This is a genomic window from Oscillospiraceae bacterium, from assembly GCA_034925865.1.
Classification (GTDB): domain Bacteria; phylum Bacillota; class Clostridia; order Oscillospirales; family SIG627; genus SIG704.
In genome coordinates this window covers 50,145-70,449 of the sequence record JAYFRN010000025.1, presented here as the reverse complement: position 1 = coordinate 70,449, position 20,305 = coordinate 50,145, and the positions used below count along the sequence as shown (strand labels likewise).

Below are 20,305 nucleotides of genomic sequence, written 5' to 3'. Positions count from 1 at the left end.
CAAACACTTTGGTATATGAACTTTTCTCTTATTGTGAATCACATCAAGAGCTATCGTGAGCTATATAATGTCTACAGAATATACCATATATGCCGTTTTCGAACGGCATAGGCTTGGGGCAGATGAAAGCCAGCCCAAACCCTTAGTATCCATAGATTGTACATCTAAGCAGGCATAATATAAATCACCTGTTATTTTGATTGCCGTTTTATAATTCATGTTGCCAAAACCAGCGAAAAGTGATATTATTATAAAAACTTTAAAATATCAGCCGCGTCTGCCGGAGGAACTTAACTATGAGCAAATGGTTTGAAAACGCCGAGTGGATATGGAACGGAGCAAGGGACAGCGAAAACCTTTACTCCGATTATTATGCTGAAATCAACGCAAAAAACGGCGCCGAATATACGATGTATATTTCCGCCGATTCAGATTACGCGGTATATATAAATGGGATTTACCGCGAAGGAGGTCAATATCCGGACTACCCCGATTTTAAAATATATGATACGCTTGCTATGACCCCCTGGCTTAAGCCCGGTATAAACACCGTAAAAATTATGGCATACTGTCAGAACGAAGATTCCTTTTCTTACAGAAAAGAAGCCCCCGGCATTATATTCTCTGTTTGGGAAATCAACGGGTCAAGCGTCGCTTCGGTAGTAAACAGCGGTGTCGGCACGCCTTCCGCAATCAATTCGCAATACATAAGCCGAGGGATACCAAAGATGACATGGCAGCTTTCATATTCTTTCGAATATGATTCGGATATTCCGGGCGCGGAGCCAAAGCCGGAAAACACGAGCATAGTCTCGGACTTATGTAAAAAGGATACTCTTTTTCCGCGCCCGGTAAAAAAGCTTGTGACGGGAAAAAATAAAAGTGTTCTTTTGGCAGCGCGCGGAACGATCAATGACTTATCGCCGGACAATCCGGACTGGGGCGAGAGGATGCAGCGCGCCGCTCTCGGCTGCCTGCCGCTTACGGGCGGACGCGCTTTCCCTTCGGAAGAAGGAACGGAATTCACTGCGTCACCGCTTGAAGGCACAGGTAAGACCGGACAGTATCTGCTGTTTGACCTCGGTGAAGAATCGGTCGGACTTTTTGTGTTTGAAGCCGAATTTTACGAAAAATGCGAGGTTCTGATCGGCTGGGGCGAACACCTCGACGATTTAAGACCCCGTACCTCGGTTGGCGGAAGATGCTTTGCCGCAAAATATACGGCACATACCGGATTTAACAGCTTCATTCATCCGTTCAAGCGTATCGGGCTCAGATACCTTATGCTTTACATATATTCCGGCAGAATAAAGCTTCATTACGCCGGAATAAGACCGACGGATTATCCTATGGATATGTCGCCTTATTTCGAATGCGCCGACTCAATGCATAACAGAATATACAAGACATGCGTTAGAACGCTTTTAATGAGCGTCCACACACATTATGAGGACTGTCCGTGGCGCGAACAGTCACTTTATACGATGGATTCAAGAAACCAGATGCTTGCCGGATACTACGCGTTCGGAGAATATGACATGCCCCGCGAAAGCATAAGGCTGATAGCTATGTCATTGAGGGACGACGCATTGCTGGAGCTGTGTTCGCCTGCCAGAATATATGTAACGATCCCGTCGTTTTCCGCTGTTTTCATATTACAGCTTTACGAATACCTTCTGTTTTCCGGCGATAAAAAATTCGCCGCCGATATGCTCGGCGTATGTGAGACGATAGCAAAGGGCTTTCTTGCTCAGACCGATAAATCATACGGACTTATAAAATGCTATAACGATCCTAACATATGGAATTTTTACGAATGGCAGACAGGTCTTTCGGGAGATATGCGCGGCTTTCCTAAGGAACTGGAAACATACGACGCACCGATGTGCGGCTTTGTTTCCTTGGCGTATCATGCGCTATCAGAGCTCTACCGCCTGACTTCAGGAATTGACGGCAACCATGAAAGCGAGAAACGATGCTCTTTTTGGAAAAGAGAACATGAGAAGCTTAACGAAAATACAAACAAAGCTTTTTACTGCGACGAAAAGAGAATATATTGCTCTTATATCAACATAAAAAGCGGGGAAAAGAGCCATTTCTGCGAGCTTACCCAGTCGCTTTTAGTCTGCTGCGGGGCGGTGCCGGTCGAAAAGCTTAAAGAAATTCTGAATATCCTTTCCGGCGGCGGACTTATAAAAGCGACATTAAGCCACAGTATTTTCAAATTCGACGCTCTGATGAAGATGCCTGAGGTTTACGGACGGAGAGTTTTCACTGAGGTTGAAAGCATCTGGGGAGATATGCTCTGCCGAGGCGCGACGACATTCTGGGAGACACAGGAAGGCGCGGACGCTTTCGGATACGCGGGCAGCCTCTGCCACGGCTGGAGCGCCATTCCGGCTTACCTATATTTCCGATATGCGCTCGGTCTGTACCCGTCGACGGAAGGAGACGGAAGGATTGATCACAATCCTGTTTCCTGCGGACTTCATGACGCGCGCGGAATGATGCGTACCTCAAAAGGCGAAAATCCGGAAGTATTATCAGACTTTAAGGTCTCAAAAATTTATAAATAATCGCATTTTATATCGTGAGTCATTGTGGGCAGAGCTGTAAAACAGCTATTGACGCTGATTGGATATTAATTTGTAAGTTATATTTAACAGGCAATGTTTTGTGTGTTGTTACAGCCGGATAACGCAATTCCGCAAAATAACCGTCAAAACATTGTAAAAATGAAAGGCAAGGATCATTATGAAAAAAATCTGGCAATCTCTCGGAGAGGACTTTGACAACAACCTCCCGCGGCTCACCGCTACCTTTGTAAAGGAAACAGACGGCACCAATGCTTTTGCATATCCGACAGGAGAAAACCAACTCGGCTATAACTTTGATTTTTCGATTAAAACCGGATACGACATCGTGCCTAAATTCAAGCTTGAATTCGCCAATTTCGAATATCCGAGCATAATGGGTGTGCTCGGCGGCAACCGCGCGCTTATTGACCGCCAGACATACTATCCTTCGATGATAAAGCGTGAATTTCATTATATGAACCTCGCATTTACCGGAACTGAGCGCTTCGGAAATGTATTTGACAAATCGTTCACCTGGTCGTTCGACATTAAATACAATACCGAGCAGAAGGATTTTGACAAAAACATATATTCGGTGCTCACCTCAGAAGACGAGATGACCGTTAATGCGAAGGACAACTCTCTTACAATCGATTTCGGCGATATGAAATATTATATCGCATCGACCGAGGAGTTTACATACGGCCTGTACGCCAATGAAATCGACATGAAGCTTGATTTGAGGCAGAATAAGGTTTCGGCGGCTGAAAAGGGACGCTATCTCGTTCTCTGCCATAAATTTGCGATCAGATGGAAGGGCGGATGCAACTTCGTCCTCGGGCTTTCCGCATACGGCGCAAAATATGCCCGCCGCGCTCTCAGCGCCAAGCATTTTGAAGAGAGAATTGCCAAACGCTGGAACGGCTGGTTCAATTCACTTCCCGCTGTCGGACTGAACGAAGCGACCGGCGCGTCGGTCAAACGCGAGGCGAAGACATACTATAAGAGCTGGACAGTAATTAAAAACAATTATTACGATCATCCTGACTGGGGTCACAGCGTCACAGAGGCTCTGCCCGTATATAAGGGAATCTGGCAATGGGCTATTCCGTCCGTCGAATGGCATTCCGACCAAAATACAGAGTATACTTCGGAATGGATAAAAAAAGCGATGGATATGCTAATCGCAAGCCAGCGCGGCGACGGATATATCACTCACGCGATATATATCGATGAAAAGGTGCCCGGAAGCAGCTGGGGCAACAGCAGCACGATTCAGACTCCGCACCTCGCGTGGACGGCCGTAAGATATTATAACGCCACCGGTGATGCCGTATCGCTTAAAAAATGGTTTCCTGCTCTGAAAAAATATTACTCATATATCAATCATTCCCGCGACGAGGTTTTCAACAACTGGCATCTGTGGGCGATAACAACTTCCTATGACACTGGGCTTGACACGACGGCTGTCTTTCAGCGCGTGACATATGGCGATTACGGTGAAAATAAAGAAAACTTCTGTTATCCGGCGATATTCGGCGCTGAAAGATTCAGATATGAATCGGCTCTTGCCGAGATATGTGAAATTCTCGGCGAAGACGGAGCTGATTATTACCGTAAAGAGGCGGAAAAGACCCGCGCCGCGATGAATGAAAAGCTCTGGGATGACGATAAAAAATGGTACGGCGCAATCCACGAAAACGGCGAATTTGATACGCGCGTCGGCGTTGACGGGCTTTTTTCGCTCGTCTACGGCGTGGCCGACACAGCGCGTGCCAAGGAAATGAAAGCTTCTTTCGAGCGTCTCATCGGACCGTTTGGTATTCGTACAGTCGCGGAGGGTGAAAAGGGCTTCTGCGAAGATGTTTATTGGAGAGGTCCATGCTGGCCGAAGACATGTTCGCTCGGAATGTATATCTGCAATAAGTATTATCCCGATCTTGTGAGCAAGGCAAAAGCGGCAATAATCGCAATGTGCCTGAAATTTCCGAGCATTTGGGAATGTTACAACGTCCGCACCGGCGAGCTTGCTCACAGCGATCATGGCTTTATATGCACGCCGAATATTTCATCAAACGTGGGAGCGGGAGATATCATCGGCACTCTCTGGGAATCGCATGGTATACGTATGTATGACATGTGTATGAAGCTTCCGCTTGCCGATATAAAGGATTTTCACATTGCCGGGCTTCGGGTTACAGTAGAAAAAACCGACAGCGGATATCGTGTGCTTACCGCCGCCGCCGAAAAGCAGGAAGGCAGAGTCGTCTTTTTCTTGGGTGAAAAAGAGTTTGCGCTTGACCTTAAAGCCGGCGCGATTGAATTGAAAGTGAAAATATAAATTGTCTTTGATTATCTATTAACTCGGCAATAACAATTGCCGCTTAAAGAGAGAAAAGACTCTGTTATATGAGCTTTTCTCTCTTATAAAACACAACTTATTTAATGTTTGCTGAACAATCATAAAACACATACGGCAGTAAAGAAAACATAAAAAACATGATTGTTCAGGTGCAAGGTTATTAAGCCATAAGGCGTAAAAACCTTGCACTCTAAATTGGTCGATTCCCGACCAATTTAGAAAACATACGGCAATCAATGGATACTGCGGCTTTGGCTGGTTTTCAAACTGCCAAAATCTATGCCGTTCGAAAACGGCATTATTCTTTAGACATTATTTAATTGCCATTTTAATAATATAAAGCCGCCCGGACATACGCGCATGATGCGATCGTATCTTATGGGCGGCTTTATTGCAAACGGTATTAATATTTTTCAAAACAGGTGAGGGTTTTAAAATTGTCGTTCGTATATATAACGAGCGGTCCCGGAGGTGAAGCGTACAGTGGATACCGGTTCAGAGTGTTTCTTCAGATATATCGGCGGAGATGAAAGCGGCTTTGATGAGCTGATACATCTTTATCGGGAAAGCCTTACAGCTTTTGTCTCAGGATATGTCAGGAGCCGCGCAGAAGCCGAGGACATCGCGGCCGACGTTTTTGTTGAGCTTATCGTACACCCGGATAAATTTGATCCGGCGCGCGGAAGCATCAAGACATATATGTATTCTATAGCACGCAGCAGGGCATTGGATTTTTTAAGGCGAATCAAACGCGGAAACGAAACGGCAATTTCGACTACTATTGACTGTAATGATACTATCCTCGATATCCCCGATCTGGCACATCCTTCGCCGGAAGCCGAATACATAACGCGTGAAGAACAAACAGAACGCGCAGAAGCTCTGAGATCTGCAATGGCTTCGATCAAGGAAGAATACAGAACCGTCCTCAGGCTCGTATATTACGAAAACATGTCTTATTCCGAAGCCGGAGAAGTCATGCACAAAACGTCAAAACAGACGGATAATCTTGTCTTCCGCGCAAAACATGCGTTGAAAAAGGCTATGTCAGTGCAAGCGAGTGATTATTCTGATAAGGAGCGATTATTTTGAACGACGACGAATTCAAGGCGCTTGTGTACAAAAAGCGCGACAATTATTATAATCAAATAAAGAAATTAAAAGCCGCCCGTCGCAGATTATATATAACCGCTGCCGCGGCCGTTGTCGCCATATGCTCCGCTTTGACTCTGTCGCTAAACGGTTTCAATGCGGGTAAATCAATAAATGATGCGAACGATCGTGACCAGCATAACGGCGATAACCGGAATAATTGCGGAGTGATTACCAAAGATATATCCGATCAAAACGACAAATCCAATGGTTTCCCCGGGAAAAGAGGAGACGCCATCGGAAATATAGGCAATGAATATAAAACTTATGACGAGCTGTACCATGCCTTGAAAAGCGGCGTCTCCGGAGCCTCCGACGGCGAAAAAGCTTTTTTAAGGCTTGACGAGCTTTTCCCGGGGGTAATTGCAGATCATTCCCGTATCATCGGCAAATACAGCTACATTTACACTGTCATTTCTGATAGGGAAAATACCGGTTATACTGATTCGGAATATGCGACTGTTGCCGTCACGTATTTTCCCGAAGAAAATTCAACTCCTGAAGATCATTTATACTCCGGAGCATACAACATATTGACATCTGATGCAGATAACAACGGCTTCCGTTCGATCGATGACGCAATCGCCGCAGAAGATCAATCGGGTTTAAATTCAGACGGATGGCGATCGGCCGCGCTCTTTTCCTGCGGCGGAACGGATTATGTATGCATATTCGACGAAGACGGTAAAGTATACTCCGCTTTAATCCCGGTCGGAAAATTTCTTTTTGAAGTATATTCCGGGAACGGCACGCTTCCGCAAAGCATGTCCGGTCTCTTTGCTCCCGGCTCGGAAGCAAATGCTGAAATTATATCGCATTTGGTAAAAATAGCATCTAATTAATTTATATGGAGGTCTGTACAAATGAAAAAGCTTCGAATTTACCTTTCCGCATTGGTTTTACTGCTTACCGCATCGGTCATATTAAGTTCATGTGCCCTCGGAATATCCGCAAGCGCGGAATGCGTCTCGGACAATGTCAAATCCGACAGAACCGGGCAAGCAAAACAGGCTCCGGAGTTTACCGGAAACGCCGCAGAATTTTCTTTGAGGTTTTTCGGCAAAGTATATTCATCCTATGAAAAGAAAAATGTCGTCGTATCTCCGGTATCAGTTTACACCGCGCTTGCCATGACACGGTGCGGCGCAAACGGAAATACATTGGATGAAATGTCCTCCGTCCTCTGCCCATTATCGAATGCGGAAAACCTTAATGAAAGCATATATGCGTATCTGGATTACATTTCATCATCCGGCAAAGACGATAAATTTAAATTTGCCAATTCTATATGGGTAAGAAACGTCTTTACGCCGGAACATAAATTTTTACAGACGAACGCGAACTTCTTCGGCGCGGATATTTATAAAGCTCCGTTTGATTCAGGCACGATCTCGGATATAAACGCATGGGTAAAGCTTAATACATCCGGAAGAATTGACAAAATGGTGGATCAAATTAATCCAAACTGTATTATGTACCTTATAAATGCCGTCAGTTTTGACGCTCAATGGAAAACAGCATATGAAGAAAAGGATATAAAACAGGGCTTGTTCAAAACGGCGTCCGGAGAGGAGCAAAACGCATCGTTCATGCGTTCAGACGAAACGCTTTATATATCCGATGAAAACTCTGACGGCATAAGCGCCAGAGGCTTTATAAGGCCATATCGCGACGGCTTTGCGTTTGTCGCGCTGCTTCCTGACGAAGGAACCGATATCGGCGAATATATCAGCTCTCTGGACGGAAAACACTTTATCTCTCTTGTGAAAAACGCTTCCTCAGAAGCTGTCACAGCCTATATTCCAAAATTCCAAAATGAGTTCGGCCTCGATATGAAAGAAGCTCTCGCCCAGCTCGGTATGAAAGCGGCGTTTATCGAAGGCGAAGCGGATTTTTCAGGTATCAGCGCGGAAGCAAAGAACGACCTGTATATCGGAGAGGCAACTCACAAAACCTTTATTTCAGTCGACGAACTCGGCACAAAGGCCGGAGCCGCTTCCTCGATAGGTATATATAACAAATCAATGTCGATTGATACAAACACAGTCCGTCTTGACAGACCTTTTGTATACGCTATTGTTGATACCGAAAACTGCGTCCCGCTCTTTATCGGTGTCGTCAACGGTATATGATTTCTACATGCAAATATAATTTATAAGGAGTATGGTTAAAAAATGAAAATCAAATCAATTTACTTCCGTTTAGGAGCAGCCGTTCTCTCGGCTCTGCTGGCTCTTTCGTTTGTATCGTGTGTTCAGCAGGCAAGCGCCGCAGATCTCATGAGCGGCATCACCGTTGGGCGGTCGTCCGGAATCGCCGCAGATGATGAATTCATATCCGCAGCCGCCGGTTTCTCGCTTGATCTCGCAAAAATCATTATCAGCGGTGAAGAAAACGCCATGGTATCTCCTGTTTCTGTGTATCTCGCGCTGGCTATGACCGCCAATGGCGCAGCCGGCAAAACGAGAGCGGAAATGGAAAAGGCATTCGGCATGGATCTCGACAAGCTCAACGAATACCTCTGCGCATATTCGGCTTGGCTTACTCCGGGCGTGTCACAGCTCAAATCTGCAAATTCAATATGGTTTCGCGACGACTCAGACAGGCTTTATGTTGAACCTGATTTTTTGAAGACAAACGCGAGATATTACAGCGCCGCCGCATATAAGGCTCCGTTTGACAGCTCGACACTTAAAGCTATAAACGCATGGGTATCAAAAAATACCGACGGCATGATAGATAAGCTTATTGATGAAATTGATGGCAACTCTATTATGTATCTGATCAACGCCGTAGCTTTTGAGGCAAAATGGCAGCATAAATACGAAACTGAGGATATAGAAAAGGGTATATTCACAGCTATTTCAGGCGACAGCAGAGAAGCAGATATGATGAAATCCACTGAAAACCTGTACATCAGCGCAAAGAACGCAACAGGCTTTATCAAGCCTTACGCGGATGGCAAATACGGCTTTGCCGCGCTTCTGCCCGAAGTCGGGACTACTCCCGCCGCACTTCTTGCTTCTCTTGACGGCGACAGCTTTGTTTCTATGATAAAAAGCGCCGAAAACTCATCCGTAGCTTCAATAATGCCCGCTTTTAAATCTGAATACGGCACAAATCTTATATCTGCGTTTTCACAGCTCGGCATAAAGGACGCGCTCAATTCCGGAACAGCCGATTTTTCTAAGCTTGGAAAATCCACAGTCGGAAACATTTTCATCGGCGATGCGATTCAAAAGACTTTTATCTCCGTAGATTCGGAAGGGACGAAAGCAGGAGCCGCCACCGAAATTGAAATGAGGAATGGCTGCGCTCAAATCCCTGAATACGAGCATTCTGTGATCCTCGACAGACCGTTTATATATGCAATAGTAGATATGAACACGGGAATGCCGATATTTATCGGAGTGTTGACTGATATTTCGTAATATAATAACAAGCGCAGAACAGACTTACTTTTTGTAACCAAAATCACCGGAACAAGCTTTTGTTCCGGTGATTTTGGTTTTATTAGATTTTCAGACATCAAAGAAGCATACTCTGTTTTTCCCTTCGCTTTTGGCGCGGTAAAGTTGTTCATCGGCATTGCGGATTAAATTTTTCGGTTCATTATTGCGATCCGGCAAAACGGTCGCGGCGCCAATGCTGACCGATACATATCCTGAAACAGCGTCCTGAATTTTTAACGCCTCAACTGAAAGCCTTATTCTTATAGCTATTTCCAATATGGTAATTTTATCCACAGCATCGAAGATAACACAGAATTCTTCACCGCCATATCGAGCGACAATGTCGTATTTCCTCGCACAAGAACGAATAGCGTTTGCAATCTGCCTGAGGCACTTATCACCGCTTACATGCCCGAAGGTGTCGTTATATGACTTGAAATTATCAATATCTATCATCAGCGCCGAAAGCGATCGTTTTTCACGCAGACACTTTTCCCAAAGCATATTTATCTCATATTCAAATCCGCGCCGGTTGAGAAGAGAAGTCAGCTCATCCGTTACGGAAAGCTCCGAGAGCTTTTCGTTGAGCTTTTTCAATTCGTCATTGGCAATATCAAGCAGACGATTGTCTACAGATGAACAGACAAAAAAGCGGTATGAATAGCGTGAAATAACGAAAGCAATTACTGAAAGAATCAGAATTTGTTGAATATGAAAAACGGGGCAGGAATAATGCAAAATAACATATATCATTCCCGATGCATCTATTATCAGTAATGGGAGAATTTCAAACAGCTTAAAATATGGTATAATACCCGTCACAAGAATCAATGTTATGAAATTACTGATAGAACCCGTCTCCGCAACTTCCACGCCGGAAAAAAGCAATAGAAATATAGAAAAGAATAACCAAAACAAGTCAAACAATGACCTTTTCAATTTTTCAGATCGTATTATGTTGTTCTTTGAAAGCAATGATAAAACATAAAACATTGCGGCATCGCAAAGGAGAGCAAATCCGGATAAAAGATAATATCCCCTGTAATTTTGAATTATCTGAGCGGACAGCCCGACAAGCACGCTTGACAGCTCGACGGCGGCAGACAAAAGAACCGCCATGACCGAACGGCGTATGCTCGTATCGAGCATATATTTTCCGAGCCTTTTTTGCTCGGCATCAGTCATGTCGGCCACATATGACTTATAACTCCAGAATAAGCCATTCTTTTTCAACATTCGGCCCCACCGTATACTTTATATTAAATATTATGATAAGATTATAAATTAAAAACATAACATTGTCAATAGGAAGTACGTCGGTTTCACCATGTTTTTCTTTATATGTTATTATTTTCTATATTTTATCTCATAATTTATCCGTTTTGTTTTGCTGTTGTTCGCTATGAGCGTTTTCATTTTTACCTTTTATTATAGGAGACATTTTTTTGTATAATATAAATACTATTGCTGTGTCAATCAGACATTTACATAAAGTAAACGGAAGGTTGAACCACAGGAGAGCATCCCAGAGACTGGTTACATTCGGATTTATCGCTTTATAGAAACCTATTATTGTTTCCATCGGCATTAATAGCGTATATATAGGATATACAATGTAGTAATTGGTAATCAGGCTTCCGGCCGCCATTGATACAGCGCCTATCAATGCTCCCGTCAACGCGCTCTTTCGAGTCTTTTTTATTTTATAAATCAATCCAGCCGGTACGACAAAAAGCACGCCAAGCAAAAAGTTTGACAACTCTCCGACGCCTCCGGTCTGCGAAGTAATCACGTTGAAAAAGTTTTTTATCAGGCAAACCATAACGCCGCTTATCGGACCCATAGAAAATGACGCGAGTAACGCAGGCATATCTGAAAAATCGAATTTCAGGAAGGAAGGTAAAAAAGGCAGGCTTATATCGAGATACATTAACACCGTCGCAACAGCTGCCAATATCCCGGTTATTGTAATTTTTCTTAAATTGATTTTCTTCATATGTTTCTCCATAAAAAAATATCCGGCGCAATGCGCCGGTACAAACATATTGAGAAAAAGCATTATTACCCTTATATATGGGGATGCTTCTCTCATCCGGACTTAATTTCGGAATATTTCCCGAAATCTCACCGTCGGTACGAGATTTTCACTCGTTCGGCGCGTTCCGGCGGAACGCGTTAGCGGACTTGTCCCGATTTACGGAATTTACCGCCGGTATGGAATTTCACCAACCCTTGAAGCTTATATAAAACGTTTAATTTGGTCAATATCCCCGCGGAAATATTCCGCGGGGATATATCAGCAATAATTGTCAGGCTTCGATATCTATAACAACGCCGGAACCGACGGTTCTGCCGCCTTCGCGGATAGCAAAGCGGAGGTTCTTCTCGATAGCAATCGGAGTGATGAGCTCGACAAACATATGAATGTTATCGCCGGGCTTGCACATTTCGACGTCCTTCGGAAGAGTGATAACACCGGTAACGTCGGTTGTTCTGAAATAGAACTGCGGACGATAGTTATTGAAGAATGGCTTATGACGGCCGCCTTCTTTTTCGCTTAAAACGTAAACTTGACCTGTGAATTTCGTGTGGGGATGGATCGTGCCCGGTTTGGCAAGAACCTGTCCTCTTTCGATTTCCTTCTTCTGAATACCGCGGAGCAGGCATCCGATGTTGTCGCCGGCTTCTGCGTAATCGAGAAGCTTTTTGAACATTTCGATACCTGTAATTGTGGTCTTCTTCTTTTCCTCGGAAAGACCTATGATCTCGACATCCTCGCCGAGTTTGAGTGTTCCTCTTTCAACTCTGCCCGTAGCGACAGTGCCACGTCCGGTGATGGAGAAGACATCCTCAACAGGCATAAGGAACGGAAGATCCGCTTTTCTTTCGGGAGTCGGAATATAGCTGTCTACTGCATCCATAAGCTCATGTATGCACTTGTATTCAGGAGCATTGGTATCTTTGCTCGTGCTTTCAAGGGCATCTCTTGCGGAGCCGCGGATAATCGGTATTTCGTCACCCGGGAAATTATAGGTATTAAGAAGGTCACGAACTTCCATTTCGACTAGGTCGAGAAGCTCTGCGTCATCGACAAGGTCGCATTTGTTCATGAATACGACGATAGAAGGAACGCCAACCTGGCGGGCGAGAACGATGTGTTCGCGTGTCTGCTGCATCGGACCGTCGGTGGCGGCAACGACGAGTATAGCGCCGTCCATCTGTGCGGCACCGGTGATCATGTTCTTAACATAGTCGGCGTGGCCGGGGCAGTCAACATGAGCATAGTGTCTGTTCGCTGTGGAATATTCGACGTGACGGGTATTGATTGTTATACCTCTTGCCTTTTCTTCCGGCGCGTTGTCGATCTGATCGTAAGCAAGAAATTGAATTGACGGGTCTGTGAGAGCAAGGGTCTTGGTTATTGCAGCGGTAAGAGTGGTCTTGCCATGGTCGACGTGACCAATGGTTCCGATGTTAACGTGAGGTTTGGTTCTTTCGAATTTTGCCTTTCCCATTATTATTTCCTCCTGAATTATGTGTGTTTGTTTTTATACTGAGCCTTTAATTATTTGTTCCTGAATATTTGCCGGGACTTCGGTATAGTGGCTCGGCTCCATCGTATATACGCCTCTGCCCTGGGTTTTGCTCCTCAGGTCTGTGGCATAGCCGAACATGTTTGCGAGCGGCACGCTGGATGTTATTCTCTGTTCTCCGCCGCCTGGCAGAGTTTCGATGCTTTGAATAAGGCCTCTTCGCGACGAGATATCTCCTATTACATCTCCGAGATATTCGTCTCCGACATCGACAACCACTTTCATTATAGGTTCTGTCAGTATCGGATCGGCTTTTTTCATCGCTTCCTTGAATGCCATAGATCCGCAGATCTTGAATGCCATTTCGGAGGAGTCGACTTCATGATACGATCCGTCGAGCAATGTGCATTTGACATCCACTACGTTGTATCCGGCGACCACGCCTGACTGCATTGCGCCTCTTATGCCGGCATCGACCGCGGGGATGTATTCCTTAGGAATATTTCCTCCGACGACCTTGTTGATAAATTCATATCCCTTGCCGGATTCGTTGGGCTCGATAGTCATTTTTACATGCGCATACTGGCCTTTGCCGCCGCTTTGTTTGACATACTTGTTTTCAATGTATGCTTCCTTGCGGATTGTCTCTTTATATGAAACCTGAGGTTTGCCGACGTTCGCTTCAACACGGAATTCTCTTAAAAGCCTGTCGACGATTATTTCCAAATGGAGCTCGCCCATTCCTGCAATTATCGTTTGTCCGGTTTCTTCGTCTGTATATGTCTTGAATGTCGGATCTTCTTCAGCCAGCTTTGAAAGCGCGAGACCTATTTTTTCCTGACCTGCCTTCGTTTTCGGCTCTATCGCGACGCGAATAACAGGCTCTGGGAAATTCATGCTTTCAAGGATGATCGGATATTTTTCGTCGCAAAGAGTATCTCCGGTCGTGGTGTTTTTAACTCCCACCACTCCGGCTATATCTCCGGCATAAATCTTATCCACATCCTGGCGGTGATTGGCATGCATCATGACAATGCGTCCGAAGCGTTCTCTTCCGCCCTTTGTCGCGTTGTAAACCGTGTCGCCGGCATTAATCGTTCCGGAATAAACTCTGATAAAACAAAGTCTTCCGACGAACGGGTCGGTTGCGATTTTAAACGCCAGCGCCGCGAACGGCGCTTCGTCGCTTGTCTGTCTCTCTTCTGTTTCGTCTGTATTCTTATTAATGCCTTTAATGTGCGGGACATCGAGCGGCGACGGCAGGAAGTCGACAACCGCATCGAGCAATTTTTGTACGCCTTTGTTTCTGTAGGATGTGCCGCATACAACGGGGATGATCTTGTTTGCGCAGGTGGCTTTTCTGATAGCCGCCTTTATTTCATCCTCGGAAATTTGCTCGCCCTCGAGATATTTCTCGAACAACACATCGTCTGTGTCTGCGAGCGATTCAAGCATGCCAATCCTGTATTCATCGGCTTTTTGGGTCATATCGGCCGGTATATCGATCTCAGAAATTTCTGTGCCCATATCATTATCATAGATATAAGCCTTCATTTTAATGAGATCGATTATTCCGGAAAAGCTTCCTTCGCTGCCGATAGGTAGCTGAATCGGAACGGGATTCGCTTTTAGGCGATCCTTAATCTGACTTACAACGCGGTAGAAATTTGCGCCCATTATGTCCATTTTGTTGACATAAGCAATGCGCGGAACACCGTATTTATTCGCCTGACGCCATACCGTTTCCGACTGCGGCTCCACACCGCCTTTCGCACAAAAAACGGTAACCGAGCCGTCAAGGACGCGGAGTGATCGTTCTACTTCAACGGTGAAGTCGACGTGGCCGGGGGTGTCAATGATATTTATGCGGTTTCCCTTCCAATAGCAGGTTGTTGCGGCCGAGGTTATCGTTATGCCTCTTTCGCGTTCCTGTTCCATCCAGTCCATTGTTGCTGTCCCGTCGTGGACTTCCCCGATTTTATGCGATTTGCCGGTATAGAACAGAATCCGTTCCGTTGTTGTCGTTTTGCCGGCATCGATATGAGCCATAATACCGATATTGCGTGTTCTTTCTAATGGGTATTCTCTCGGCATTTTTGCTCCGTTTCTCGGCGAGCTTCTATGTTGCTGTCGCCGAAAGCAAATATTTGATACTTAAATTGGTTTTTAACAGTATGATTTGATTAATATTTGAAATGCGCAAACGCCTTGTTTGCTTCAGCCATCTTATGCGTATCTTCACGCTTTTTAACGGCTGCGCCGAGATTGTTGCACGCATCCATGATTTCGCCGGCGAGCTTCTCTGACATTTTCTTTTCTCCGCGTTTTCTCGCGAAGCTTATGAGCCAGCGGAGACCGAGCGTCTGTCTTCTCTCTGGACGAACCTCGATCGGAACCTGATAGTTGGAGCCTCCGACGCGGCGCGCCTTTACCTCCAACTGAGGCATGATGTTTTCAAGAGCCTTCTGAAAGCTTTCAAGAGGATCGTTGCCTGTCTTTGTTTTTACGATTTCAAACGCGTCATAAACTATAGACTGCGCAACGCCTTTTTTGCCGTCATACATGATGTTATTAATCAGCTTTGTAACAAGCTGTGAATTGAAAAGCGGATCCGGCAAAATATCTCTCTTGCTTATTTGTCCTCTTCTTGGCACTGAACTTCCCTCCTTCATTAATAATGATGATATCTTCGGTACTCGGGATAAATATCCCGTTCGTCATATCCGTGCGGATATGACGCAGTGCGTTATTATTTTAATCTTCATTTTATTTTCCATCGAGTCTCGTAAAAGGATCATGACTTTATGGAATATATATATATAAATAATAATAATGCACGTTAAATAACAGACAAAAGCTTATTTTTTCTTTGCTTTTGCCTTTTTGGCGCCGTATTTGCTGCGGCTTTGATTTCTTCCGGCAACGCCTTGCGTATCAAGGGTTCCACGGATAATGTGGTAACGAACGCCCGGGAGATCCTTTACTCTTCCGCCTCTGATCATTACGACAGAGTGCTCCTGAAGGTTGTGACCTATACCGGGAATATAGGCCGTTACTTCAGCTCCGTTTGAAAGACGTACTCTTGCGATCTTTCGAAGCGCTGAGTTCGGCTTTTTAGGAGTCTTTGTCGAAACCTTGGTGCAAACACCGCGTTTTTGCGGCGATGCGATGTCGACCGTCGTCTTCTTTATGGTATTGAGACCTGTCTGAAGCGCGGGAGCTTTGGATTTGTAGGTTTGCATTTCGCGACCATATTTTACCAGCTGGTTAAATGTAGGCATGTGGCACCTCCTTACTTTTAATATTTGTATATCGTATTATAGTATGCCTGTTGGCATACTATAATATATTACCACAAAGAATACGCCTGTGTCAACAATTTTTCCGAAAATTTATTATTATTTGTATCCGTAATCACTTCTTATGGTCTGATTTGCCGATTTTTTGCCCGAGCAACGCTCAGCTGTTCTTTTTTACTGCCTCGATGTCAAGCTCTGAGTCTATTTCGTCCAATTCATCCTCGTCAAGCTCATCGATATTTGCATCGTCAATGTCTTCGTCGTCCTTGCCATCATTATATCCATTGCCATATCGCTCACTGTGAGGTTTCTTTGCGTTTAAGGACAAACTCGGCTTTACTGCATAGCAGACATCAGCTGTGTCGTTGTCGTCTTTCCCGGATACTTGCGCTATATCCACGTTTTTGTAAATATTCATACCGGTTCCCGCGGGAATGAGTTTACCGATTATAACGTTTTCTTTAAGTCCGAGAAGAGGATCGACCTTGCCTTTTATCGCGGCTTCAGTCAGAACCTTCGTCGTTTCCTGGAACGACGCAGCGGACAGGAACGATTCGGTCGACAGCGACGCCTTTGTGATACCGAGCAGCACGGGCGACGATACCGCGACCGCGATTCCCGTTTCGCCTTTTGCAAGACGAGCCTCAACGGCTTCGTTCTCATTATTAAATTCGTTTATATCCACCAGAGATCCAGGAAGAAGATTTGTGCTTCCGGCCTGCTCGACTCTGACCTTACGTGTCATCTGACGGGCAATTACTTCAATATGCTTGTCGTTTATTTCAACCGCCTGCAAACGGTACACTCTCTGGATTTCTTTGACAATGTATTCATATACCGCGTTGAGTCCATCGATTCTGACTATGTCGCTCGGTTTTCTCATTCCCTCGGTAAGCGCGGTGCCGCGTGTCACGCTGTCTCCGTCCGAAACTGCAAGATGGATCCCGGCGGGCGCCGCATATGATTTTTCTTCGCCGGTGTTAGGATCCTTTACGACTATATGACGCGTCTTTTTGGTATTGTCAACCGTCACTATTCCATCGATGTCCGAAAGTATAGCCGATTTCTTCGGATTTCTTGCTTCAAAAAGCTCCTCGACACGGGGAAGACCCTGCGTTATATCGGCTCCGGCGACGCCGCCGGTATGGAACGTTCTCATCGTAAGCTGCGTACCGGGCTCGCCTATTGACTGCGCGGCGATTATTCCGACCGCTTCGCCGAGGTTAACAGGATTTCCGGAGGCAAGGTCGCTTCCGTAGCAGTGTGCGCATACGCCTTGCTTTGATTTGCAAAGCAGAATACTTCTGACGTGCACCTTTGTTATTCCCGCGGCGATTATCCGTTTCGCGTGTGCTTCGCGGATCATCATGTTCTTTTCGATTATTATTTCGCCTGTCGACGGATCGACGATATCCTGAACAGAGTAACGACCGATTATGCGGTCGATCAGCGACTCGATCATTTCGTTTCCTTCTTTTATGTCGGAAACCCAGATACCTTCTTCGGTTCCGCAGTCCGTTTCACGGACAATGACCTCCTGAGATACATCGACAAGACGGCGTGTAAGATATCCGGAGTCCGCTGTACGGAGCGCGGTGTCGGCAAGACCCTTGCGGGCGCCTCTTGCCGCGATGAAATATTCGAGTATGTTCAAGCCTTCACGGAAGTTTGCCTTTATCGGAAGCTCGAGCGTTTTTCCTGTCGCCGTTGTCATAAGTCCGCGCATTCCCGCGAGCTGTCGAATCTGTTTGATAGATCCGCGGGCTCCGGAAACCGCCATCATGTTGATCGGGTTGTCTTTTTTGAAATTCTTCTGAAGAGCGGCTGTTACATCCTTCGTGGCATCTTCCCAGATTTTGATGACACGCTTATAACGCTCTTCATCTGAGAGAAGACCGCGCTTATACATTAATGTGATCTTATCTATCTGCTTTTCGGCGGCGGCGAGGATGCTCTTCTTCTCCGGCGGAACAGTCATATCCGAAACGGATATCGTAATCGCTCCCTTGGTGGAGTATTTGAAGCCCATCGCCTTTATGTCATCAAGCACGAATGCCGTACGCGATGCGCCGCAATATTTGATACTGCGGTCGATAATTTTTCCAAGCTCATCCTTGGTTACTATAAAGTCGATTTCGAGCTTAAAAAGATTGTCCGGATTCGTCCTGTCTACAAAGCCCAGGTTCTGCGGTATTTTTTGATTGAAAATCATTCTGCCGAGAGTGGTTGAAACAAGCCCGGTAACTTCGTTCCCGTCGGCATCGATTCTCTTATCACGGATCTTGATGCGCGCATGAAGTCCGAGATCATGGCATTCATAAGCCATTACAGCTTCGTCGAAGTCTCGGAATATCTTTCCCTCGCCTTTTTCGTCGGGACGTTCCTTCGGTTCGTTGTCGTTTACAAAATCTCTTTCATATGTGAGATAATAGCTGCCCAGTACCATGTCCTGCGTCGGAACAGTGACAGCGCGGCCGTTGACCGGTTTCAACAGGTTGTTGGCGGAAAGCATGAGGAACCTCGCCTCTGCCTGCGCCTCCGGAGAAAGCGGAACGTGAACAGGCATCTGGTCTCCGTCAAAGTCCGCGTTAAACGCAGTACATACGAGCGGATGAAGCTTTATGGCTCTTCCTTCGACAAGCACTGGCTCAAATGCCTGAATTGACAATCTGTGAAGCGTCGGAGCGCGGTTAAGAAGTACGGGATGATCCTTTATGACTGTTTCAAGCGCGTCCCAAACTTCGTTATTGACGCGTTCAACGCGCTTTTTCGCATCTTTTATGTTTGATGCTTTTCCTGTCTCGACAAGACGTTTCATGACAAAGGGCTTGAAAAGTTCAAGCGCCATTTCCTTGGGAAGACCGCATTGATAAATTTTCAGATCCGGGCCGACGACTATAACCGAACGGCCGGAATAGTCAACACGCTTTCCGAGAAGATTCTGACGGAATCTTCCCTGCTTGCCTCTGAGCATTTCAGAAAGTGATTTAAGCGGGCGGCTGCTTGGGCCGGTGACCGGTCTGCCGCGTCTGCCGTTGTCAATAAGTGCATCGACGGCTTCCTGCAGCATTCTCTTTTCATTCCTAATTATTATATCCGGAGCACGAAGCTCCATGAGCCTTTTCAGACGGTTATTCCGGTTTATCACGCGGCGATACAGATCATTTAAGTCACTCGTGGCAAATCTGCCGCCGTCAAGCTGTACCATCGGGCGTATGTCCGGCGGAATGACGGGAATGACATCGAGTATCATCCATTCAGGTTTGTTGCCGGAAAGGCGGAACGCTTCGACAACTTCGAGGCGCTTCACTATTCTCAGCCTCTTTTGTCCGCCGGCAGTTTCAAGCTGCTCCTTGAGCTGCGCAGACAGGGCGTTGAGATCAATGGCCTGAAGAAGCTTCTTTATGGCCTCTGCGCCCATACCGGCTTCAAAATCGCCTTCGTATTTTTCCACCGCGAGCTTGTATTCGGATTCCGTCAGAAGCTGATTAAGCGAAAGCTTTGTTTCTCGCGGATCGGTTACGATATACTGCGCAAAATACAATACTCTTTCAAGAAGTCTTGGCGATATATCAAGCAGAAGGCCGAGCCTTGACGGTATAGCGCGAAAATACCAGATGTGCGAAACAGGGGCGGCAAGCTCAATGTGACCCATTCTTTCGCGGCGGACCTTGCTGGTCGTCACCTCGACTCCGCACTTTTCGCAGATTTTACCGACATAACGAACTTTTTTATACTTTCCGCAATAGCATTCCCAGTCCTTTGTCGGCCCGAAAATCCTTTCGCAGAATAGCCCGTCACGTTCGGGCTTCAACGTTCTGTAATTTATAGTTTCCGGCTTTTTAACCTCGCCGTATGACCATTTACGGATCATTTCCGGAGATGCCAGCCCTATTTTGATCTTATCAAAATCGACATGTTCCATAATTCC

12 protein-coding genes, 1 pseudogene and 1 riboswitch are annotated in these 20,305 nt (G+C 45.8%); of the genes and pseudogenes, 6 read left to right on the top strand and 7 right to left on the bottom strand.

The window, feature by feature from the left end; all coding sequences use genetic code 11:
• Window positions 1-296: 296 nt before the first annotated feature.
• The 6 genes from VB118_09255 (at window position 297) to VB118_09230 (ending at window position 9,521) form a co-directional block, all read left to right on the top strand.
• Window positions 297-2,576 carry a hypothetical protein gene (locus tag VB118_09255; protein MEA4832782.1) on the top strand — a complete coding sequence of 760 codons (2,280 nt, stop codon included), beginning with the start codon at window positions 297-299 and terminating at the stop codon, window positions 2,574-2,576.
• A 178-nt stretch (window positions 2,577-2,754) separates the two neighbouring features.
• The gene (locus VB118_09250; protein ID MEA4832781.1) at window positions 2,755-4,917 is read left to right on the top strand and encodes a hypothetical protein; all 2,163 of its coding nucleotides are present in this window, start codon (window positions 2,755-2,757) and stop codon (window positions 4,915-4,917) included.
• A gap of 504 nt (window positions 4,918-5,421) precedes the next feature.
• Window positions 5,422-6,030 (top strand): RNA polymerase sigma factor, encoded by a 609-nt coding sequence (locus tag VB118_09245; protein MEA4832780.1) that lies wholly within the window; start codon window positions 5,422-5,424, stop codon window positions 6,028-6,030.
• Entirely contained in the window at window positions 6,027-6,932 is a 906-nt protein-coding gene (locus VB118_09240) for a hypothetical protein (protein ID MEA4832779.1), read from the top strand. The genes VB118_09245 and VB118_09240 overlap by 4 nt, the downstream gene beginning before the upstream one ends.
• Before the next feature lie 21 nt (window positions 6,933-6,953).
• Window positions 6,954-8,222: a serpin family protein gene (locus VB118_09235; protein ID MEA4832778.1), complete on the top strand. Its 1,269-nt coding sequence runs from the start codon at window positions 6,954-6,956 to the stop codon at window positions 8,220-8,222.
• A 42-nt stretch (window positions 8,223-8,264) separates the two neighbouring features.
• Window positions 8,265-9,521, top strand: coding sequence for a serpin family protein (locus VB118_09230; GenBank protein ID MEA4832777.1), 1,257 nt, complete (start codon window positions 8,265-8,267; stop codon window positions 9,519-9,521).
• 90 nt (window positions 9,522-9,611) lie between these two features.
• Here VB118_09230 and VB118_09225 read toward each other — a convergent pair whose 3' ends face one another.
• From VB118_09225 to rpoC, 7 genes and pseudogenes are all read right to left on the bottom strand, one after another.
• Complete coding sequence (locus VB118_09225) at window positions 9,612-10,778, bottom strand: GGDEF domain-containing protein (GenBank protein MEA4832776.1); 1,167 nt, start codon at window positions 10,776-10,778, stop codon at window positions 9,612-9,614.
• 130 nt (window positions 10,779-10,908) lie between these two features.
• Window positions 10,909-11,550 carry an ECF transporter S component gene (locus VB118_09220; GenBank protein ID MEA4832775.1) on the bottom strand — a complete coding sequence of 214 codons (642 nt, stop codon included), beginning with the start codon at window positions 11,548-11,550 and terminating at the stop codon, window positions 10,909-10,911.
• A gap of 68 nt (window positions 11,551-11,618) precedes the next feature.
• Window positions 11,619-11,786, bottom strand: a riboswitch (FMN riboswitch).
• A 65-nt stretch (window positions 11,787-11,851) separates the two neighbouring features.
• Entirely contained in the window at window positions 11,852-13,057 is a 1,206-nt protein-coding gene (gene tuf, locus VB118_09215; protein ID MEA4832774.1) for an elongation factor Tu, read from the bottom strand.
• Between the two features lie 33 nt (window positions 13,058-13,090).
• On the bottom strand, window positions 13,091-15,169 hold the full coding sequence (gene fusA / locus VB118_09210; GenBank protein ID MEA4832773.1) for an elongation factor G: 2,079 nt from the start codon (window positions 15,167-15,169) through the stop codon (window positions 13,091-13,093).
• A gap of 89 nt (window positions 15,170-15,258) precedes the next feature.
• On the bottom strand, window positions 15,259-15,729 hold the full coding sequence (gene rpsG / locus VB118_09205; GenBank protein ID MEA4832772.1) for a 30S ribosomal protein S7: 471 nt from the start codon (window positions 15,727-15,729) through the stop codon (window positions 15,259-15,261).
• A 204-nt stretch (window positions 15,730-15,933) separates the two neighbouring features.
• Window positions 15,934-16,356, bottom strand: a complete 423-nt coding sequence (gene rpsL / locus VB118_09200; protein ID MEA4832771.1) for a 30S ribosomal protein S12 — start codon at window positions 16,354-16,356, stop codon at window positions 15,934-15,936.
• 397 nt (window positions 16,357-16,753) lie between these two features.
• Window positions 16,754-20,299: pseudogene (gene rpoC, locus VB118_09195) on the bottom strand (DNA-directed RNA polymerase subunit beta').
• Between the last annotated feature and the right edge of the window lie 6 nt (window positions 20,300-20,305).

Excerpts from the sequence above, each read along its gene's own strand:
- VB118_09250 (MEA4832781.1), top strand. The coding sequence starts at position 2,755 with ATGAAAAAAATCTGGCAATCTCTCGGAGAGGACTTTGACAACAACCTC.
- fusA (MEA4832773.1), bottom strand. The coding sequence starts at position 15,169 with ATGCCGAGAGAATACCCATTAGAAAGAACACGCAATATCGGTATTATG.
- VB118_09235 (MEA4832778.1), top strand. The coding sequence starts at position 6,954 with ATGAAAAAGCTTCGAATTTACCTTTCCGCATTGGTTTTACTGCTTACC.
- VB118_09220 (MEA4832775.1), bottom strand. The coding sequence starts at position 11,550 with ATGGAGAAACATATGAAGAAAATCAATTTAAGAAAAATTACAATAACC.
- VB118_09230 (MEA4832777.1), top strand. The coding sequence starts at position 8,265 with ATGAAAATCAAATCAATTTACTTCCGTTTAGGAGCAGCCGTTCTCTCG.
- rpsL (MEA4832771.1), bottom strand. The coding sequence starts at position 16,356 with ATGCCTACATTTAACCAGCTGGTAAAATATGGTCGCGAAATGCAAACC.
- VB118_09255 (MEA4832782.1), top strand. The coding sequence starts at position 297 with ATGAGCAAATGGTTTGAAAACGCCGAGTGGATATGGAACGGAGCAAGG.
- tuf (MEA4832774.1), bottom strand. The coding sequence starts at position 13,057 with ATGGGAAAGGCAAAATTCGAAAGAACCAAACCTCACGTTAACATCGGA.
- VB118_09225 (MEA4832776.1), bottom strand. The coding sequence starts at position 10,778 with ATGTTGAAAAAGAATGGCTTATTCTGGAGTTATAAGTCATATGTGGCC.